At 71.1% G+C, this 17,390-nt stretch carries 14 protein-coding genes and 1 riboswitch; of the genes, 6 read left to right on the top strand and 8 right to left on the bottom strand.

What is annotated here, in order from left to right; all coding sequences use genetic code 11:
• Positions 1 to 18 precede the first annotated feature (18 nt).
• On the bottom strand, positions 19 to 903 hold the full coding sequence (locus ACWDAG_RS25605; RefSeq protein ID WP_450697896.1) for a DUF4429 domain-containing protein: 885 nt from the start codon (positions 901 to 903) through the stop codon (positions 19 to 21).
• A 186-nt stretch (positions 904 to 1,089) separates the two neighbouring features.
• On the opposite strand from ACWDAG_RS25605, the gene ACWDAG_RS25600 reads away from it, so the two are divergent.
• Positions 1,090 to 2,379, top strand: a complete 1,290-nt coding sequence (locus tag ACWDAG_RS25600; protein WP_450697895.1) for a hypothetical protein — start codon at positions 1,090 to 1,092, stop codon at positions 2,377 to 2,379.
• Between the two features lie 154 nt (positions 2,380 to 2,533).
• On the top strand, positions 2,534 to 3,064 hold the full coding sequence (locus tag ACWDAG_RS25595; protein WP_450697894.1) for a DoxX family protein: 531 nt from the start codon (positions 2,534 to 2,536) through the stop codon (positions 3,062 to 3,064).
• A gap of 355 nt (positions 3,065 to 3,419) precedes the next feature.
• Here ACWDAG_RS25595 and ACWDAG_RS25590 read toward each other — a convergent pair whose 3' ends face one another.
• Both ACWDAG_RS25590 and ACWDAG_RS25585 read right to left on the bottom strand, forming a co-directional pair.
• Positions 3,420 to 3,668 (bottom strand): hypothetical protein, encoded by a 249-nt coding sequence (locus tag ACWDAG_RS25590; protein ID WP_450697893.1) that lies wholly within the window; start codon positions 3,666 to 3,668, stop codon positions 3,420 to 3,422.
• Positions 3,655 to 5,094 (bottom strand): PspC domain-containing protein, encoded by a 1,440-nt coding sequence (locus ACWDAG_RS25585; RefSeq protein ID WP_450697892.1) that lies wholly within the window; start codon positions 5,092 to 5,094, stop codon positions 3,655 to 3,657. Before ACWDAG_RS25585 ends, ACWDAG_RS25590 begins: the two co-directional genes overlap by 14 nt.
• 179 nt (positions 5,095 to 5,273) lie before the next feature.
• On the opposite strand from ACWDAG_RS25585, the gene ACWDAG_RS25580 reads away from it, so the two are divergent.
• Positions 5,274 to 6,563 carry an ATP-binding protein gene (locus ACWDAG_RS25580; RefSeq protein ID WP_450697891.1) on the top strand — a complete coding sequence of 430 codons (1,290 nt, stop codon included), beginning with the start codon at positions 5,274 to 5,276 and terminating at the stop codon, positions 6,561 to 6,563.
• A complete protein-coding gene (locus ACWDAG_RS25575; protein WP_390666104.1) occupies positions 6,563 to 7,288 on the top strand; it encodes a LuxR C-terminal-related transcriptional regulator in 726 nt (241 codons plus the stop codon). Before ACWDAG_RS25580 ends, ACWDAG_RS25575 begins: the two co-directional genes overlap by 1 nt.
• Before the next feature lie 17 nt (positions 7,289 to 7,305).
• Here ACWDAG_RS25575 and ACWDAG_RS25570 read toward each other — a convergent pair whose 3' ends face one another.
• A complete protein-coding gene (locus ACWDAG_RS25570) occupies positions 7,306 to 8,367 on the bottom strand; it encodes an NlpC/P60 family protein (protein ID WP_450697890.1) in 1,062 nt (353 codons plus the stop codon).
• A 413-nt stretch (positions 8,368 to 8,780) separates the two neighbouring features.
• On the opposite strand from ACWDAG_RS25570, the gene ACWDAG_RS25565 reads away from it, so the two are divergent.
• A complete protein-coding gene (locus ACWDAG_RS25565) occupies positions 8,781 to 9,134 on the top strand; it encodes a hypothetical protein (RefSeq protein ID WP_450697889.1) in 354 nt (117 codons plus the stop codon).
• On the opposite strand, the gene ACWDAG_RS25560 is transcribed toward ACWDAG_RS25565, so the two are convergent.
• Together ACWDAG_RS25560 and ACWDAG_RS25555 are read right to left on the bottom strand one after the other, a co-directional pair.
• Entirely contained in the window at positions 9,112 to 10,086 is a 975-nt protein-coding gene (locus tag ACWDAG_RS25560) for a tellurite resistance/C4-dicarboxylate transporter family protein (RefSeq protein WP_450697888.1), read from the bottom strand. The two genes, ACWDAG_RS25565 and ACWDAG_RS25560, sit on opposite strands and share 23 nt — an antisense overlap.
• A 99-nt stretch (positions 10,087 to 10,185) precedes the next feature.
• Positions 10,186 to 11,340 (bottom strand): NlpC/P60 family protein, encoded by a 1,155-nt coding sequence (locus ACWDAG_RS25555; RefSeq protein WP_450697887.1) that lies wholly within the window; start codon positions 11,338 to 11,340, stop codon positions 10,186 to 10,188.
• An 8-nt stretch (positions 11,341 to 11,348) separates the two neighbouring features.
• A riboswitch (cyclic di-AMP (ydaO/yuaA leader) is annotated at positions 11,349 to 11,520 on the bottom strand.
• A gap of 479 nt (positions 11,521 to 11,999) precedes the next feature.
• On the opposite strand from ACWDAG_RS25555, the gene pcrA reads away from it, so the two are divergent.
• Entirely contained in the window at positions 12,000 to 14,486 is a 2,487-nt protein-coding gene (gene pcrA / locus ACWDAG_RS25550) for a DNA helicase PcrA (RefSeq protein WP_450697886.1), read from the top strand.
• Positions 14,487 to 14,571: 85 nt separating this feature from the next.
• On the opposite strand, the gene ACWDAG_RS25545 is transcribed toward pcrA, so the two are convergent.
• Complete coding sequence (locus ACWDAG_RS25545; protein ID WP_450697937.1) at positions 14,572 to 16,008, bottom strand: M23 family metallopeptidase; 1,437 nt, start codon at positions 16,006 to 16,008, stop codon at positions 14,572 to 14,574.
• A gap of 310 nt (positions 16,009 to 16,318) precedes the next feature.
• On the bottom strand, positions 16,319 to 17,185 hold the full coding sequence (locus ACWDAG_RS25540; protein WP_450697885.1) for a lipase family alpha/beta hydrolase: 867 nt from the start codon (positions 17,183 to 17,185) through the stop codon (positions 16,319 to 16,321).
• Positions 17,186 to 17,390 lie beyond the last annotated feature (205 nt).

The raw sequence follows: 17,390 nt of genomic DNA, 5'->3' as shown, positions 1-17,390 counted from the left end.
GGCTGCTGTCCTGGGGGCTCAGAAGCCCCGTAGCACCGCTGCCTTCGTCATCGCGAACTCCTCGTCCGTGAGCACCCCCTCACGGTGCAGCTCGCCCAACTCCCGCAGCCGCCGCAGGAGTACGTCGTGGTGGTCGGCCGCGGGCGGCACGGCCGCCGTCGGCTGCCGCCTCTCCGCGTACTGGCCGCCGCCCCGGGTGGACGGATGCGGCAGGCGCGCGGTGATCGCCGTGGCGACGAGCGCGGTGAGCAGGTCACGGCGGGCGCTGCCCCACAGGTCCAGGGCGTACGGGTCCTTCTCCGGCGGCAGTTTGGAGAACACCGTCTCGCGGGTCACGAAGCGCAGGAAGCCGTCCTCGTAACCGGAGTTGGGCAGCCACTCGACCTGCACGAGGTCGCCGACGGCGATGATGCGCGGCCCGGTCGCCCGCTTCACGCGGTCGGAGGTGTCGGCCCAGTCGATGCGCACCTGCGTGCCGTCGAAGGAGACGGTGCCGTCGGAGGACCGTACCGACACCGGGACGGGCGGCCCCGGCAGCAGATACGCCTTGGTCGGCTCCTTCGGGATCTCGTCGAGCAGCAGGGCCTGGCGGATCTCCTCGGCGACATACTCGGCGACCCCCGCCCGGTCCACGTCCACCACCAGCCGGTACGGGTCGGCCGGATCCGGCAGCCGGCCGCCGGTCGCCTGGAGCAGCGGGTCGGCGCCCTCACGCAGCCGTATCCGCAGCCGTCCGCGCTTGCGCTCCGGTTCGAAGACCACGCCCGCGACGGCTTCGAGGGGCACCGCGACCTCCCCGTACGTCTGCCGGAACAGCGGCACGGAGCGGTGGAGACCCGGCGTGATCCTGACCGTGGTGCCGTCGAAGGCCCAGGTCCCGTCCCGCTGGATGATCTCGGCCATGGAGAAATTCTCGCAGCCGGGTCAACACGGTGGCTGCACTTCACTCCGGGCTGACCAGACCTGCCGGGCGGGGGTGGCGTGGCGTAGGGCACAATTCGCTGTCATCACACGGGTGGTACAGGGCGGCGGCCGACTGCTGGGCAGGGCCGCGGGCCGCAGGGGTTGCGGGGAAGGCGGGCGGCGGGCGTGGCGGTGCAGGAGGCGAGAGGCGGCGCGGACGCGGGCGCCCGCAGAGGTGCGCACGGGGGCGGCTGCACCTGCGGGGACTGCCCGCACGGGGCGCGCGAGGGGCACCGGCGTGCGGTCGCCGAATTCCTGCTGATGCGCGACGGTTTCGCGGCCGGGCAGGGGCTGCCCGCCGCGGTGGCGCACTCGGCCTCGGCCTCCCGCCAGTGGGTCTCGGAGGAGCTCACCCAGTCCGCGGAACTCGTCGCCGAACGCGGCCGCGCCGAGGGCGAGGCCTGGCTGTCCCGTCTGTGGCAGCGGACGGTGTGGGTGGTGTGGGCACTGGTGGTGGTGTTGCTGCTGGTGCAGTCGCTCACGGCCATCGGCGCGGGCTGGACGACGGCCCGCACGGCGGGGCTGCTCGCAGCGGTGGTCGTGGGCGGGGTGCTGACCGCCGCGTCCTGGTTCCACCGGGCGCGCGGCGGTGTGCTGGCTCCCGTCGTCGGTGAGGACAACCGCCTGTCCACGTCCCGCACGGTGGCGGCGGCCTGGGTGCTGTTCGTCGCCTACGCCGTGCTGCTCCTGGCCGGCCGCCTCGCCGCTGCCTCCGACCACGCGGAGCGCGACGCCGTGATCTCCGGTCTCGAACTGGCCCGCGGCGCCGGCCTCGTCACCGTCCTCGCCGTCGTGTGCGGCATCGCGGTGCTGGTGCGGCGTGTGGTGGGGCTGCGGATCCTGGGGCAGCGGCTGCAGAAGGTACGGGCTGACCGGCCCCGGGCGGCGGACCTGCTGACCGACGACTCGGGGCGGGGCACCTTCGCCGACATCCAGTACGTCGTGATCAGCGCCGTCGCCGTCCTGTTCGCCGCGGTACGGCTGGCCCGCCGCCCGGACCAGCTGCCGGACCTTCCCTGGGGTCTCGCGGTGGTGGTGCTGGTGTCGGCGGCGACCTATGTGGCCGCCAAGTACGCGGAGGGCGGCCGCCCGGTGATCCTCTCCGTGGTGCGCGCCCGGGAGGCCGGCGACCTCGACGCGCCCATCCGCACGGGCGACGACATCGAGATCCGCGGCGCGGGCTTCGTCCCGCCGGGCGCCCAGGGCGCCGACCGGCTGACGCGGATGGTGGTCCGCATCGGCGCGGTGAACGTCCATGTGCCCCTCGTCCCGGTGACCGGCGGCTTCAGCAACCCGACGGACGCGGCACTGACCGTGCCCGTGCCCGCGGAGGTGGAACCCGGGAGGGTCGAGGTGCAAGTAGTGACGGCAGCGGGGGTAGAGACGAATAGGTACGCGATTGATGTGACGGACTGAACTGATCCTGACGACGACCGTGACGGACCGAATGGGACACCCCTCTCGACGCGGGCACCGGTGCTGAAATCGGCACGAACGCATTGAGCGCACCGTCCTTGACGTACGTATCGTCTTGTGAGGGTCCCGGCACCGCGGGCGAGAGGCGACAGCGATGACTCACGGCATGCGCACGGACACGCACACCCCGTACCTCGACGGCGACCGGAGCTGGCGCGATTCCGCCACCCGACACGCCCTCCTTCCGCTCCGCGTCTTCCTCGGCGTCACCTTCATCTACGCCGGGCTGGACAAGCTCACCAACAGCGCGTTCATGAAGAGCTCCGGTTCCGGCTCCATCGGCGAGATGATGCGCAACGTCCGCGACTCCTCCGCCATCCCGGCCATGGTCGACATGGCCCTGAAGAACCCCGTGGGCTTCGGCTACGCGATCGCCCTGGGCGAGTTGGCGGTCGGCATCGGCACCCTGATCGGCCTGTTCGCGCGCCTGGCAGCGCTCGGCGGCGCACTGATCTCCCTCAGCCTGTGGCTGACCGTGAGCTGGCAGTCCGACCCGTACTACTACGGCAACGACCTCGCCTACCTGATGGCCTGGCTCCCCCTCGTCCTCGCGGGCGCCGCCACGTTCTCCCTGGACGCCGCACTCCGCGCGCGGCGCAGGCAACGGGCGGCAGGTTACCGGTAGCTCCTGGTCGGCGGGGGCTACCGGCGACGAAGCACTCCGCCCCGACCTGAGCCGAGCCGCCTTGGGGTGCGGTGTGACGGCTCCGGACGGGGCGGCCGTGCGGCTGCTTGCCTGGTCATGGCTCCGGACGGGGCGTCGGGGTTGTGGCTGTTGGCTTGCAGTCGGTGCCGCCGCGTCTGGGGGCCATGTCTTTGGGTATGGCGGCCGTGCCCTCCGTCTGCCCGCGCCGCGTCCCCCCTGGCTTGCAGCCGACGGCCGCCCGCATGTCCGGCCATGTGTCTGGGTGGGGGGCGTGCCGTCCCTGTGCCTGGTCATGTTTCTGGGCGTGGAGCCGCCGCCACCTCCGGAGCCCGGGTCATGTCCCCGGTGCGTTCAGCTCTGCCTCACTCGCCCCCTTTCCGGGCACCGCCGCCCGGCGACGCCGTATGCCCCGGGCCACTGCTCCCGCCACGCCGGCCAGGCAGAGGCCGACCGTGACGACCGGGATCACCGCGAACCACGGTGTCTCCCACAGGCCACCCGCGTCACCGGCGTACATGGCGCCCGCGAGGGCGAGGAAGGCGCCGGCGACCAGCTTCCCCGGCTGGAACTCATGACGCAGCACGGCTCACCTCCGCCTGTCCGAGACCGACCTGGAGCTCGAGGTCGAGCGTGCCGGTGTTCTTGCCGCCCGAGACCGGCGGCAGGGTCACTTCCTTGTGCTTGCCCGGCTCCACGTCCACGTCTCCCGGCTTGTCGCCCGGCAGCTGGATGTCGCCCACCCCCACATCGATGCTCAGCTTCACGGTCACGTCCTTCGGCACGATCACCTTCAGTCGGCCCATGCCGACATCGGCCCTCGTCCTCACCGTCTGCCCCCGGGCCGGGTGCAACCGGCTCAGGTCCAGGGTGCCGACGCCACTGCCGACGTCGTATTTCTTCTGCACGTCCGCCACCGCGGCCGGCTGCCAGGTCGTGCGTATCCAGTGCGTGCCGACGTCCTTGGGCAGGGCCGCCGAGCCGGCGAGCAGGGCCGCCGTGATGATGGCGAGGAAGACCGACCCCGCGCCCGTACGCCCCAGGAACGCGCTGACCGCGATGCCCAGGCCGAGGACCAGAAGCGCGCACGACAGACCGGTCTGCAGGCTGGTGCCGAGCGCATGGTCGTCCCAGGTCAGTCCGGTGCCGAGGCCGCCGGCGAGCAGGGCGAGCAGGAAGACCCAGCCGCCGATCCAGCGGGGGCCGCGCGGTCTGGGCGCCGGGGAGCGCGGTGTGCGGATGTCCGCGCGGTTGTTCCAGGACGTGCCGAGGCTGATGTTGACCGCCGCCGCGATGTCCCGGTCGCGGGAGTCCTGGGGGCCCCACAGATAGCCCGTGCCGCCGACATGCGTGCCGTCCTTGACGATGGGGTCGCGCCACCAGGAGGGGTAGGTGATCATGACCGGCGGTGCCTGGGCCTCCGGCGGGGCGTCGGCGACTGCCTGCGCGGCCAGCGGGTCGGGGTCGGGGGCGCCGCGCTGCCGCGACCAGTACCCGGCGCCCGCGAGGAGCAGGGAGAGGACGACGGCGAAGGCCAGCACCCCGCCGTTCTTCAGCAAGGTCAGGAACACCCCGCAGCCGACCAGCGCGAACATCACCGCGGTCAGCGCCTGGCCGTCGACGCGTCCGGTGAGCAGCTTGCGGACCTCGTTCTCCTCCTCGTCCTCGTACGGGATGAGGAGCCAGGCGAAGCCGTAGAAGAGCAAGCCGATGCCGCCGGTCGCGGAGAGCACCGCGAGGGTGATCCGGAAGATCACCGGATCCATGTCGCACTGCCGCCCGAGCCCGGCACAGACCCCGGCAAGCACCTTGTACCGGCGGTCGCGGCGGAACCTGCGGGGAGCCTCTGTGCCCTCCGCGCCCGCAACCCCCTCTTCCTGCGCGCCCGCCCGCCCGTGCGCGCGCGAGCCCGCGTCCGCGGCGGGCGCGGCATCCTGCGGCCCGGCGCCCGGAGCGGGGCGCGGGCCGGAGCCGGGTCCCGGACCCGTCGCGGCGCGCTCGTGATCTGTCATGGGTCCATGGTGACGGCCGAGCCGCTCCGACGGGAGTCGGTACGACCCTGGCCGGACCCTGATATCGCCCCTGAGCCGCCGCCCGGGAACCGTTCGACGGGGCCTCGGTTCGAAGATCAGGGGTGTCTCGGGGGTCGACCCTGATGCCCCCGTCCTCCGCCCGTGTGAGTATCGATGGCATGCCGGAAGCCGCTGCAGCGCCACTCGTCGAACCGCGGCCGCCGCGCAAGCTCTACCGCAGCAGCGACGGACGCTGGCTCGGTGGCGTGGCGCGGGGGCTCGCCGGGCATCTCGGGCTGCCGGTCATCTGGGTGCGGCTCGTGTTCGTCGGCCTGTTCATGGCGGACGGCCTCGGTGCGCTGCTGTATGCCGCGTTCTGGTTCTTCGTGCCGCTCGGCGTCGGAGGCGTCGGCGGTCAGAAACCCCCGTCGCTGGTCAGCACCGAAACCTCGCCGGACGGCCGGCGCAGACTGGTCGCCCGCAAGCCGGACAAGGGCCAGATCGTCGCCCTGCTCCTCATGGTCGTGGTGGCCATGGTCTTCGTGGGCAATGTGAAGGTGGGCGGCGGAGCCAAGGCCTACCTCTGGCCCGCCGTCCTCGTCGGCGCGGGCGTCGCCCTCGTCTGGCGCCAGGCGGACAACGCCCGCCGGGCCCGCTGGGTCGAGGTCGGCAGCCGCCGCCGCACGCTCACCCTGCTGCGCGCGGCGGGCGGTGTCCTCCTCGTCACCGCCGGCGTCTCCGGCATCTTCGTGCTCCAGGGCTCCGCCGCCCACCTCGGCTCCGTCCTGCAGGCGGCCCTCGCGGTCCTCGTCGGGATAACGCTCCTCGCGGGGCCCTACCTCGTCCGCATGACCCAGGACCTCTCCGAGGAGCGCCTGATGCGCATCCGTGCGCAGGAGCGCGCCGAGGTCGCCGCCCATGTCCACGACTCCGTGCTGCACACCCTGACCCTGATCCAGCGCAACGCGGAGAACGCGAACGAGGTGCGCCGCCTCGCTCGCGCCCAGGAGCGCGACCTGCGCACCTGGCTCTACAAGCCGGAGGGCACCGGCAAGGACGAGGCCGACGAACCCACCGACCTGGCCGACGCGGTGCGGCGCAACGCCGCGGAGGTGGAGGACAAGCACGGCGTCCCCATAGAGGTCGTCATCGTCGGCGACTGCCCGCTCGACGAGAGGATCTCCGCGCAGATGCAGGCCGCGCGCGAGGCGATGGTGAACGCCGCCAAGTACGGTGGCGAGGGCGGCGCCGTACAGGTCTACGCCGAAGTCGAGGGAAGGACCGTCTTCGTGTCGGTCCGGGACCGTGGCCCCGGCTTCGACCTGGACTCGATACCCGCCGACCGCATGGGCGTCAGAGAATCGATCATCGGCCGCATGGAGCGCCACGGCGGTACGGCGCGGCTGCGCGCGGTGCCGGACGGCGGCACGGAGGTCGAGCTGGAGATGGAGAGGGCGGAGAAGACGTGATGAGCGACCCGACCGAGGCGAACGCGGAGCCTGTGGAGCCGACGGCCGGCGGTGGCGCGGGCGAGCGGCACGTGCGTGTGGTCCTCGTCGACGACCACCGTATGTTCCGTACGGGCGTCCAGGCCGAGATCGGCCAGACCGAGCAGACCGGAGTCGAGGTCGTCGGTGAGGCCGCCGACGTCGACCAGGCGGTCACGGTCATCACCGCGACCCGTCCCGAGGTGGTTCTCCTCGACGTCCATCTCCCGGGTGGTGGCGGCGTCGAAGTCCTGCGCCGCTGCGCCGCGTTGATGGCCGACGCCGAGCAGCCGGTCCGATTCCTCGCGCTGTCCGTGTCGGACGCGGCGGAGGACGTGATCGGCGTGATCCGGGGAGGCGCGCGCGGCTACGTCACCAAGACGATCACCGGCACGGACCTCGTCAACTCCATCTTCCGTGTGCAGGAGGGCGACGCCGTCTTCTCGCCGCGCCTGGCCGGCTTCGTCCTCGACGCCTTCGCCTCCACCGACGCCCCACCGGTCGACGAGGACCTCGACCGTCTCACCCAGCGTGAGCGGGAGGTGCTGCGTCTGATCGCCCGGGGGTATGCGTACAAGGAGATCGCCAAGCAGCTGTTCATCTCCGTGAAGACGGTCGAGTCCCATGTCTCGGCGGTCCTGCGGAAGCTGCAGCTGTCGAACCGGCACGAGCTGACCCGGTGGGCGACGGCGCGGCGGCTGGTCTGAGAGCGTCTGCCCGCAGCTCACACCACCCGCGTGGCCCCCGCGAACGGCATCTCGTCGATCGGCGCGATCCGCACCGGCGCCGACGGGTTCGGGGCGTGGATCATCATGCCGTTGCCGACGTAGATGCCGACGTGGCTGATGCCGGAGTAGAAGAACACCAGGTCGCCCGGGGCAAGTTCGGCGCGGGAGACGCGGCGTCCGGCGCCGATCTGGGCGTAGGTCGTGCGGGGCAGGGAGATGCCCGCGGAGCGGTAGGCGGCCTGGACGAGGCCCGAGCAGTCGAACGCGTCCGGGCCGGTCGCCCCCCACACATACGGGCTGCCCAGCTTGGAGTACGCATACGAGAGGGCCGCCGCGGCACGCGAGTCGGGCGCCTCGGCGGTCGCGGAGCCGAGGGACGCGAGGCCGTCCCGGCCACCCGCCGCGGAACGTGAGGCGCGGTCGGTGCCGTCCCCGAGCCGAGCGCGCTCCGCGGCCGACAGCCGGGCCACCAGCCGCCGCGCCGTATCCAGCTTCCCGGTGATCGTCTTCTCGTCCTGCTTCAGCTCCGCCTGCCGCGACCTGAGTCCGGCCAGCTCGATGCGAGCGGCCCCGCGCAACTGCTCGATCTCCCGCAGCTGTTCCCGTACGTCCGCCACGGCCGCCGCCTGCCGGGTGCCCGCCCGGTCGACGAACTCGGCGCCCTCGAGATAGCGGTCCGGGTCGTCCGACAGCGCGAGTTGCAGGGCCGGGTCGAGACCGCCGTCCCGGTACTGCGCCGCGGCCATCGAACCCAGCTCGTCCCGCGCCGAGTTGAGTCTGTCCGTCTTGCGCGCCGCCTCGTCCCGCAGTGTCGACAGCCGCCGCTCGGCGGCATCCGCCTGCTCCTTCGCCCCGTCGTACTTCTCGGTGGCGGCCTCAGCCTCCTGGTACAGCTTGTCCACCTCGGCCCTGACCTGCGTCGGCGTCAGGTCCGGCTCGGCGTGCCCGGTCCCGTCGAAGCCCGTCGCGGTCGCAGCGCCCGCCACGGCGATCGTGAACGCCGTCCGGGCCGAACTGCCGTTGAACGAGCGCCGACTGGGCCTGCGGTGCGCTGCCACGTGGACTGCCCGTCCTTTCGTACGACCACCCGTTCCGGGGCGGTTTACGCGTCCGGCGGCGGCCTGCACAGGGGGAGCGGGCCGCCGCCGGACCTTCTCGGCGGTGGTGGCCGACTGCCGCCCCTGGCCCGGGCGGCGGTGGGGAGCCGGTCACCTGGTGGAGGACGCTAAACCTGTCTGTGTCGGCTCGGTAACGCGATGTGCGGAAGTGCCCCGGGCGGATCGCCGAGTGACCGTATGCGGGCGTGATCCAGGACTCGCGCCGTCGACTTCACGCAGGGCGCTGACCGATGTGGCCGTTCCGGAACACGGGTGGGTGGCGGAGTGCTACGGGCCGCATATATGCAGGGGCCACCTGTGAAGGACGGGTCGGTGTCGGGCGCCCCATGGGCCCCTGTCTAAGCTCCGGCCCCATGGACGTACTCATCCATCTCTTCGTCGGCCTGCACATCATCGGCATCGCCGCGCTCCTCGGCGGCTTCCTCACCCAGATGAAGGCGATGGGCCGCGGAGAGGCCCGCTTCGTCCCGGCGATGCTGCACGGCGCGCTGACGATGCTGGTCACCGGCGCGATCCTGGTCGGCCTCAACCAGGCCGACGACCATCACGTCAACAACATCAAGATCGGCGTGAAGCTGGCCCTGCTGATCGTGATCCTCGGCCTGGTCTATGTGAAGCGGGACGACGAGAAGATCGACAAGAGCCTGTTCGGACTGGTGGGCCTGCTCACCACGGCGAACGTCTTCATCGCGGTGCTCTGGACCTGATGCCGGCGCGGGCCGCGGCCACGGCGCCCGCGGCGACGGCCAGCCAGGCCGCCACCGCGATCCACAGCAGTACCTCCCCGGGCCCTTCGAGTCGCGGGGCGTCGAGGGCGGCGGCGACGGACAGCACGGCCGCAGCCGTCATCCCCAGCGGGAAAACGGTCGCCCAGCGCCGCACGTCGTAGCCGCGCCGCGGCCGCACCGCCTCGGCGACGAGCAGTACGGCGTACCAGGCCAGGTCGAGCACGAGCAGCGCCAGGGTGACGGCGCGCAGGACGCCGCGGTCGTCGTCGTTCCAGAGGTACAGGCGCGCGCTGTCCGCCGCGACGAGCTCCGATCCGGCGAGGGCCGAGATGGCGAGCGCGCCGCCCGCCACCCACTGGTCGCCCAGCCCTTCCGTCACCTGTCGCAGATCGAAGAGGGCCAGCGCGCAGCCGTAGAGGACGAGCCCGAGCCAGAACAGCACGAGTGCCGCACGGGCGAGCCATGCCGTCGCCTGGGCTCCGGCGAGCGTGGCGCCGAGCACCGCGAGTCCCTGAGTGGCCACGCAGCACAGGAACACCCCGCCCGGCATACGACGCCGCCAGTGCCGTGCGACCTGCACCAGCAGCAATGGCCACAGCACGGCCGCCAGCGCGAGCAGGGCCTCGGCGAGGGTCTGCCGCCCGAGGGCCGAGAACCGGGTCCCGAGCACGGCGGTCGCCGCCACGGCGGTCAGCGCCCCCGGCGTCCCCGCCTCCGCCCGCCACCTCTCCGGTTCCCGCACCAGACGGACGCCGAAGCCCGCCGCAAGCACCGCCCAGGCGACACAGGCCAGGCCCAGGACGACCCGCGACAGCGCCTCGTACCCCGTCAGATGCAGCCCGACCGACACGATGCCGGTCGCCAGCACGGCGGCCCCGGCCGCCGGCGAACGCTGCGCCCACCAGGCGCGGAGGAAGGTCGGGACGGACATGGGGCCGATGCTAGGGAGTGCCGCGCGGGTTGGGGACGGGCCACGCGCGCGTGCCTCGCAAACTGCCCCGCACGCGCGCGTGCACTGCTCTCCGGTGCCTCAGGCCGGCCGCACCACGCTGTGGATGATCGATGCGCCGCCGTAGTAGATCGACTCCTCGCGGACGTACGCGCCGGGCTTCGGGGCGTGGATCATCATGCCGTTGCCGATGTAGATGCCGACGTGGCTGATGTCGTCGTAGAAGAAGATCAGGTCGCCGGGCTGCGCGTCGGTGAGGGAGACCGTGGTGCCGGCGTTCACCTGGTCGTAGGTGGTGCGCGGGAGGTCGACGCCCGCGGCCTTCCAGGCGGCCTGGGTGAGGCCGGAGCAGTCGTAGGAGCCGGGGCCGGTGGCGCCCCAGACATACGGCTTGCCGATCTGCGCACGGGCGAAGGCGAGCGCCTTCTCGGCCTTGGTGGCGTACGAGGAGTCGCTGGTGGAGGTGGATCCCGAGCCCGAGGAGGAGCCGCTGTCCTGGGCCGCGGCCTCTTCCTTGGCCTTCTCCGCCGCCGCCTGCTGTTTCGCCAGCTCAGCGGCCTTGCGCGCGGCCTCCTCCTCCTTCTGCTTCTGGATCGCCGCGAGCCGCGCCTTCTCCTCGGCGGTCAGCTTCGACAGCAGTTCGCGCGCGTCGGAGAGCTTCTTCTGCACCGTGGACTTGGCGGTCTGCAGGTCGCTCTGCGTCTCGGTGAGCGTCTGAAGGCTCTTGGACGCCTCCTGGCGCTTCGTCATCGTCGCGGACTGCTCGGTGAAGTAGTCGTCGACCGCGCTCTTCTGACGTGAGGTCAGCCGCCCCATCAGCTGCGTCTGGTCGAAGTAGTCCTGCGGGGAGTCCGCGAGCAGGAAGGTCGCCGTGTCGGGGGCGGCGGCGCCCGTCCGGTACTGGGCCGCGGCGAAGGAACCGAGCTGCTCCCGCTCCGCGTTGAGCTTCTGCGTGCGCTTGGCGACGTCGTCGAGGAGGGTGTCGACGTTCTTGCGCTGCTTCGTGGTCTTCTCTTTGGCCGCGTTGTACTTCTCGGTGGCCGACTCCGCCTGGCGGTAGAGGTCGTCGACCTTCTTCTCGACTTCTTCGAGGCTGGGGTTGCCGTCGGCGGCGGGGGCGGCGTTCGCCGACTGGGACAGCAGGGCCACCGAGGTGAGGGCGGCCGTGGCGAGGGCGGGGGTGCGTATGCCTGCTACGCGTGTACCCGCGGGGCGCGACTTGCGGTGCGACGCCAAGGGAGGCGACTCCTTCCATGTTCCGCCTACCGAGTTAGCTGTCGGGTTCGGGCGGGTGGTTCGGAAGGGTTGCCCTACGGTCCGTACCCCGAAAGGGAGGAGGACCGATTCACCCCAAGGTCGGTGTGGGTCCCCGGCTCCGGATGCGCGGCGGCGCCCCGGACTCGGCGGAGGCAGCGCGGCCCGGCGACGTTCGCCGGTGGGGGTCGTGCGGCCTGCCGGAACGGTAGCCAACTCGTGTGGCCTCTGTGAAGGTTGATGTTCGATATGCCCGATACGTTTTCGTGACCTTTGGTCAGGGAGCCGCGCGCAGTCGTCAATCCGGATGGATCTGCTGCGACGTGGGCGCATTTCAACCGGAGTGATGGCGTCCGCCCGCTTCCACCTGGTTGCTGCTCGGGGGTGGTAGTCCATGAGGGGCTGTCCTCGGGGGAGCCCCTGGGGCGTGAACCTCTACCTCTCGACCTGGGTGATTGCGGACTGTGACGGCACGTTCTCGGAGGGAGAGCGGACGACAGGGGTGGCCGGCTCTGGATGATTCGGGGGTTCTGAAGATTCAGGGGTTCTAAGGCCGGGGAGGCCCGGGGAGCCCGCGGATTCCCGCGATGTTCTCAGGGCGGCGGCGGGCTGTCAGTGGGGCACCCTAGACTCGGAGAGCGATGAGCAGCCTCTTTGACGACAGCTTCCTGGCGAACCTCCAGGCCCCCCGCGGGCACGAGGAGGACCCTCCGCCGCCGCCCGAGGACGATCACGGACCGGAGCCGGTTCCGGACGATCTGTTCGGCGGGAAGTTCGACGTGCCCCCGGACCGGGAGGCCTACTACCGCAACGGCGCCCCCCGCCCGGCGATCGACCCGGCCGCGCTCCTGGACGGGCTGAACGAGAACCAGCGCGCCGCCGTCGTCCACTCCGGCACCCCCCTGCTCATCGTGGCCGGCGCAGGCTCCGGCAAGACCCGCGTGCTCACCCACCGCATCGCCTACCTCCTGGGCGAGCGGAACGTGCATCCGGGCCAGGTCCTCGCGATCACCTTCACCAACAAGGCCGCGGGCGAGATGAAGGAGCGCGTCGAGCAGCTCGTCGGCCCGCGCGCGAACGCGATGTGGGTGATGACCTTCCACAGCGCGTGCGTGCGCATCCTGCGGAGGGAGTCGAAGAAGCTCGGCTTCACCTCCTCCTTCTCGATCTACGACGCGGCCGACAGCAAGCGCCTGATGGCCCTGGTCTGCCGAGACCTGGACCTCGACCCCAAGCGCTACCCGCCGAAGTCCTTCAGCGCCAAGATCAGCAACCTGAAGAACGAGCTGATCGACGAGGAGGACTTCGCCGCCCAGGCCGCCGACGGCTTCGAGAAGACCCTCGCCCAGGCCTACGCCATGTACCAGTCGCGGCTGCGCGAGGCGAACGCCCTCGACTTCGACGACCTGATCATGACGACGGTCAACCTGTTGCGCGCCTTCCCGGACGTCGCCGAGCACTACCGCCGTCGCTTCCGGCACGTCCTGGTCGACGAGTACCAGGACACCAACCACGCCCAGTACGCGCTCGTACGGGAGCTCGTCGGCACCGGCGCGCACGACGAGGACGTACCGCCGAACGAGTACGACCTCCAGCCCGCCGAACTGTGCGTCGTGGGCGACGCCGACCAGTCGATCTACGCCTTCCGCGGTGCGACGATCCGGAACATCCTCCAGTTCGAGGAGGACTACCCGAACGCGACGACGATCCTGCTGGAGCAGAACTACCGCTCCACGCAGACCATTCTGAGCGCGGCGAACGCGGTCATCGAGCGCAACGAGTCCCGCCGCCCCAAGAACCTGTGGACGAATGCGGGCGCGGGCGCGCGCATCACCGGCTACGTCGCCGACACGGAGCACGACGAGGCCCAGTTCATCGCCGACGAGATAGACCGTCTCACGGACGCCGGCGAGACGAAGGCCGGGGACGTCGCCGTCTTCTATCGCACCAACGCCCAGTCCCGTGTCTTCGAAGAGGTCTTCATCCGGGTCGGTCTGCCCTACAAGGTCGTCGGCGGCGTCCGCTTCTACGAGCGCAAGGAGGTCCGGGACGTCCTGGCCTACCTCCGGGTGCTGGCCAACCCCGAGGACTCGGTGCCGCTGCGCCGCATCCTCAACGTCCCCAAGCGCGGCATCGGCGACCGCGCGGAGGCGATGATCGACGCACTCGCGCAGCGCGAGAAGATCAGCTTCCCGCAGGCGCTGCGCCGCGTCGACGAGGCATACGGCATGGCCGCGCGGTCGGCCAACGCCGTCAAGCGGTTCAACACGCTGATGGAGGACCTCCGCACGATCGTCGAGTCCGGCGCGGGCCCGGCGACCGTCCTGGAGGCGATCCTCGAACGCACCGGCTATCTGGCCGAGTTGCAGGCCTCCACCGACCCGCAGGACGAGACCCGCATCGAGAACCTCCAGGAACTCGCCGCCGTGGCACTGGAGTTCGAACAGGAGGCGGGCGAGGGCGAGGAGTCTCCCGGGCTCGCCGACTTCCTGGAGCGCGTCGCGCTGGTCGCCGACTCCGACCAGATCCCCGATGAGGACGAAGACGGCTCCGGAGTCATCACCCTGATGACCCTGCACACCGCCAAGGGCCTGGAGTTCCCGGTGGTCTTCCTCACCGGCATGGAGGACGGCGTCTTCCCGCACATGCGCGCCCTCGGCCAGGCCAAGGAGCTGGAGGAGGAGCGGCGGCTCGCGTACGTCGGCATCACGCGCGCGCGTGAGCGGCTGTATCTGACACGGTCGTCGCTGCGCAGCGCCTGGGGGCAGCCGTCGTACAACCCGCCCTCCCGGTTCCTGGAGGAGATTCCGGCGCAACACGTCGACTGGAAGCGGACGGGCGCTGTTGCCCCGGTCTCCTCCGGCCCGGCGTCGGGCGTGGCGGCCTCCTTGTCGTCCACCCGCTCGCGCTCGTCGGCATCGGGCGCGTCCGGCTTCGCCACGAGCCGGGCCTCCGAGAAGCCCGTGGTCTCGCTGGCCGTGGGCGACCGGGTCACACACGACCAGTTCGGCCTCGGCACGGTCGTGGCGGTGAAGGGCACGGGCGGCAACGCCGAGGCGACGATCGACTTCGGCGACACCAAGCCGAAGCGCCTGCTGCTGCGGTATGCACCGGTGGAGAAGCTGTAGGAGTAGCTACAACAGCCTGTCCGGCGTTCGAGGACGAGCCCGTTCAGGCCGAAGCGGGGGTCTGGGGGCGCAGTCCCCAGGTCTCCTACGTCGGGTCGAGCCCATGACTCCGCAGCCACGGCAGCGGGTCGATCGCCGAGCCCCCGCCCGGCCGGACCTCGAAGTGCAGGTGCGGGCCGGTCGAGTTGCCCGAGTTCCCGGAGTACGCGATCGGCGTGCCGGCCTTCACCGTCGTACCGGAGGCGACGCGATAGCTGGAGAGGTGGCAGTACCACGTCTCCGTGCCGTCCTTCGCGGTCACTATCATCATGTTCCCGTACGCACTGTTCCACTGAGTGCGGACGGTGCCGTCGGTCGCGGCCATCACCGTCGTGCCGTACGAGACCGGGAAGTCGATGCCGGTGTGCACGGACATCCAGTTGATGCCGGCCTGGCCGAAGTACGCGCTGAGCCCCTTCTGGGTGACAGGAAGGACGTACTTCGGGCGCAGCCGCTCCTTGCGGGCCGCTTCCGCTGCCGCCTTCTTCTTCTCGGCCTCCTGCTGGGCCTTGAGGTCGATGCGTTCCTGCGTACGGCTGGCCCGGTCGGCGAAGTCGTCGGCGCCGGCGGAGAGGCTCTGGATCTGGGTGTCCAGCTTGTTGTTGGCGGCGGATGGTTTCACCGCATGCGCGTCCGACGCCGTCGTCGAGGTGTCGTTGTCGCCGGTGAAGGTGCCCACGGAGGCAGCGGCGATACCGGCCACGCCCATCACACACGCCGAGGGTACGGCGATGGTCAGCAGCGCGGACCGCTTGGCGGGCGCGCGACGGCGGGAACGGGCCCCGCTGCGGGAGCCCGCGCGCGACGCCGGAGCCGGCGTGACCTCTTCCTGCTCGTCGAGGAGCGGGGCCACCGCGGGCAGCTCTCCGGTGGCGTTCGACTGGCCGCCGTCCGGGACGGATTCGTCGTACGAACCGTGGTCGGCCTGCTGCTCGTAGTCGTCGGCGGGTCCGGCGGTCGCGGCGGTGTCGCCGGCCTCGGGGCTCTCGGAGTTCCACTGCGTGGCGTCGTACGCGCCGGTGTCGAAGGCCTGGGTGCCCCATTCCCACTGCTGGGTCTGGTCGGCGGGGCTGCCCGAATGGTCGGGCTGCAGCCAGGCGTTCGCATCCCACTGGCCTGACACATCGTGCCCGGTGGCCTGCGGCGGGATGGCGGAGAGCGGCTGGTAGTCGGCGGTCCAGGCGGTCGTGTCGTACCCGCCGGTGTCGTAGGCGGCATGGTGCTGTGCCGCGTACGCGTCGTAGTTCAGGGTGTGGTGGCCGCCCGTGGCCCAGTGGCCGGAGTCGTACGAACCCGTGCTCTCGCCCGGGAGGCTGCCGAACAGGGGGTCTGCGGCGAAGGTCGAGGTGCCATGGCTGCCGGTCGCAAAACCGTTGGAGTCGTAGCCGCCGTACGTGGTGAAGTCGCCGTACTGGGCTTCCTGCGTGCCGTACGACGCGTAGTGCGCCGAGGCGGCGTCGGAAGCCGGAGCCGGGGTGGTCATGGTCCCCGACGGGTGACGGTCGTTCACCAACTTCTCTTTCGCCTCGACAACAGGGGCTGCCAGAGCAGTGCGGTGACTGTACCCGGCGGTATGCGGGCTCGACAATCTTCAACAGGTTTCGTGCGCGCAGGAAACGGGCATTCGGCCGTGTTTCGGGGGACGGCGGGCACGGCTTTGGCCCTGTGTTCGAAGAATGTTCGAGGCCAAATGGCTGGCGGAAAGCCGTGCGGGTGCTGTCCGGGCGCCGTCCCAGGGCTGCAAGCAGGCTGTGTGGGATGCGGCTGCACCGGATGCAGCCGCAAGGATGGGGTCAGGCCACTGTCAGGCCGCCGGCGTGGGCGGCGGCTTCGGCTCCTGTCCCTTCGGCGTCGAGGGCCTGGCGTATCCCGGTCGCGACGGCGGGGTGCACGGGCAGGGCGAGATGTCCGATCCCGCTGACCCTTACGTTCTGCACCAGCAGGTCGGGGTGGTCGATACAGGCGGTCTCCAGCGGGTCCATCAGGTGATCGAGGTCGCTCCAGAAACTCACGAAGTGCGTACGGCAGCCCGGTGCGGGCCGGGTCAGCTCCTCCAGCAACTCGGAGCCGGGGCGCATCTGGCGGACGATCGGGTGGGCGTTCGCCAGCGGCACCACCCGGGTGCCGGAGTGCGGGGTGCCGAGCGTCACCAGCGTGCGGACACGGATGTCACCGCCCAGCCGCTGCACGTAGTACCGCGCTATCAGTCCGCCGAGGCTGTGTCCGACGATGTCGACCTGCCTGCTGCCCGTGCGCTCGCAGATCTCTTCTATGTGCCGGCTCAGCAGCTCGGCCGCGGTGCGGATGTCACAGGTCAGCGGCGAGTAGTTGAGCGACTCGACCTGGTGCCTGCCGTGCTGGGCGAGGCTGCGGCGCAGCAGCACGAAGACCGAGCGGTTGTCGATGAAGCCGTGCAGGAGGACGACCGGGGGTTTGGTCTCGGTCGGCAGCTGTGCGGCGCCGTCCGCCGACGGGAGCGGGGTGGATGGTCCTCGGCGTTCCTGTGTGACGCCGGAGGGATAGAGGAGGAGGTGTCCCGCGAGGATCGCGAGTTCCAGAGCGGTCGCCTTCAGCAGCGCCAGGGAGAGTCCCGCCAGTCTGCTCGGGAGCAGTCGCTGACAGAGCGGAAGAAAGGGCAGCGCCGCCCTCGTGACCTTCATGGCCGACCTCCTGTCGGCACGCAGGAGGACGCCTCTGTCCCCCGTGTGCCCTCGTGGGAGGCCGCGGGGAAGGCGGTCGACGGCCCCTCATGGCATCGTCGACACGCCGCATCGCCACGGCGCGCGGCCTGCGGCGCGGTGGTGCGGCGACCTCTTTGCGGCTCCCGTTGCGCGTGTTCCCACCGGAACGGTGCGCGGTGAACGT

Source organism: Streptomyces sp. NPDC001157, from assembly GCF_053598255.1.
This window is presented reverse-complemented; position numbering and strand designations above follow the sequence as displayed.

What these genes read in the sequence shown, in the direction of transcription:
- ACWDAG_RS25605 (WP_450697896.1), bottom strand. Translation starts at nt 903, where the DNA reads ATGGCCGAGATCATCCAGCGGGACGGGACCTGGGCCTTCGACGGCACC.
- ACWDAG_RS25595 (WP_450697894.1), top strand. Translation starts at nt 2,534, where the DNA reads ATGACTCACGGCATGCGCACGGACACGCACACCCCGTACCTCGACGGC.
- ACWDAG_RS25585 (WP_450697892.1), bottom strand. Translation starts at nt 5,094, where the DNA reads ATGACAGATCACGAGCGCGCCGCGACGGGTCCGGGACCCGGCTCCGGC.
- ACWDAG_RS25580 (WP_450697891.1), top strand. Translation starts at nt 5,274, where the DNA reads ATGCCGGAAGCCGCTGCAGCGCCACTCGTCGAACCGCGGCCGCCGCGC.
- ACWDAG_RS25575 (WP_390666104.1), top strand. Translation starts at nt 6,563, where the DNA reads ATGAGCGACCCGACCGAGGCGAACGCGGAGCCTGTGGAGCCGACGGCC.
- ACWDAG_RS25565 (WP_450697889.1), top strand. Translation starts at nt 8,781, where the DNA reads ATGGACGTACTCATCCATCTCTTCGTCGGCCTGCACATCATCGGCATC.
- ACWDAG_RS25560 (WP_450697888.1), bottom strand. Translation starts at nt 10,086, where the DNA reads ATGTCCGTCCCGACCTTCCTCCGCGCCTGGTGGGCGCAGCGTTCGCCG.
- pcrA (WP_450697886.1), top strand. Translation starts at nt 12,000, where the DNA reads ATGAGCAGCCTCTTTGACGACAGCTTCCTGGCGAACCTCCAGGCCCCC.
- ACWDAG_RS25545 (WP_450697937.1), bottom strand. Translation starts at nt 16,008, where the DNA reads ATGACCACCCCGGCTCCGGCTTCCGACGCCGCCTCGGCGCACTACGCG.
- ACWDAG_RS25540 (WP_450697885.1), bottom strand. Translation starts at nt 17,185, where the DNA reads ATGAAGGTCACGAGGGCGGCGCTGCCCTTTCTTCCGCTCTGTCAGCGA.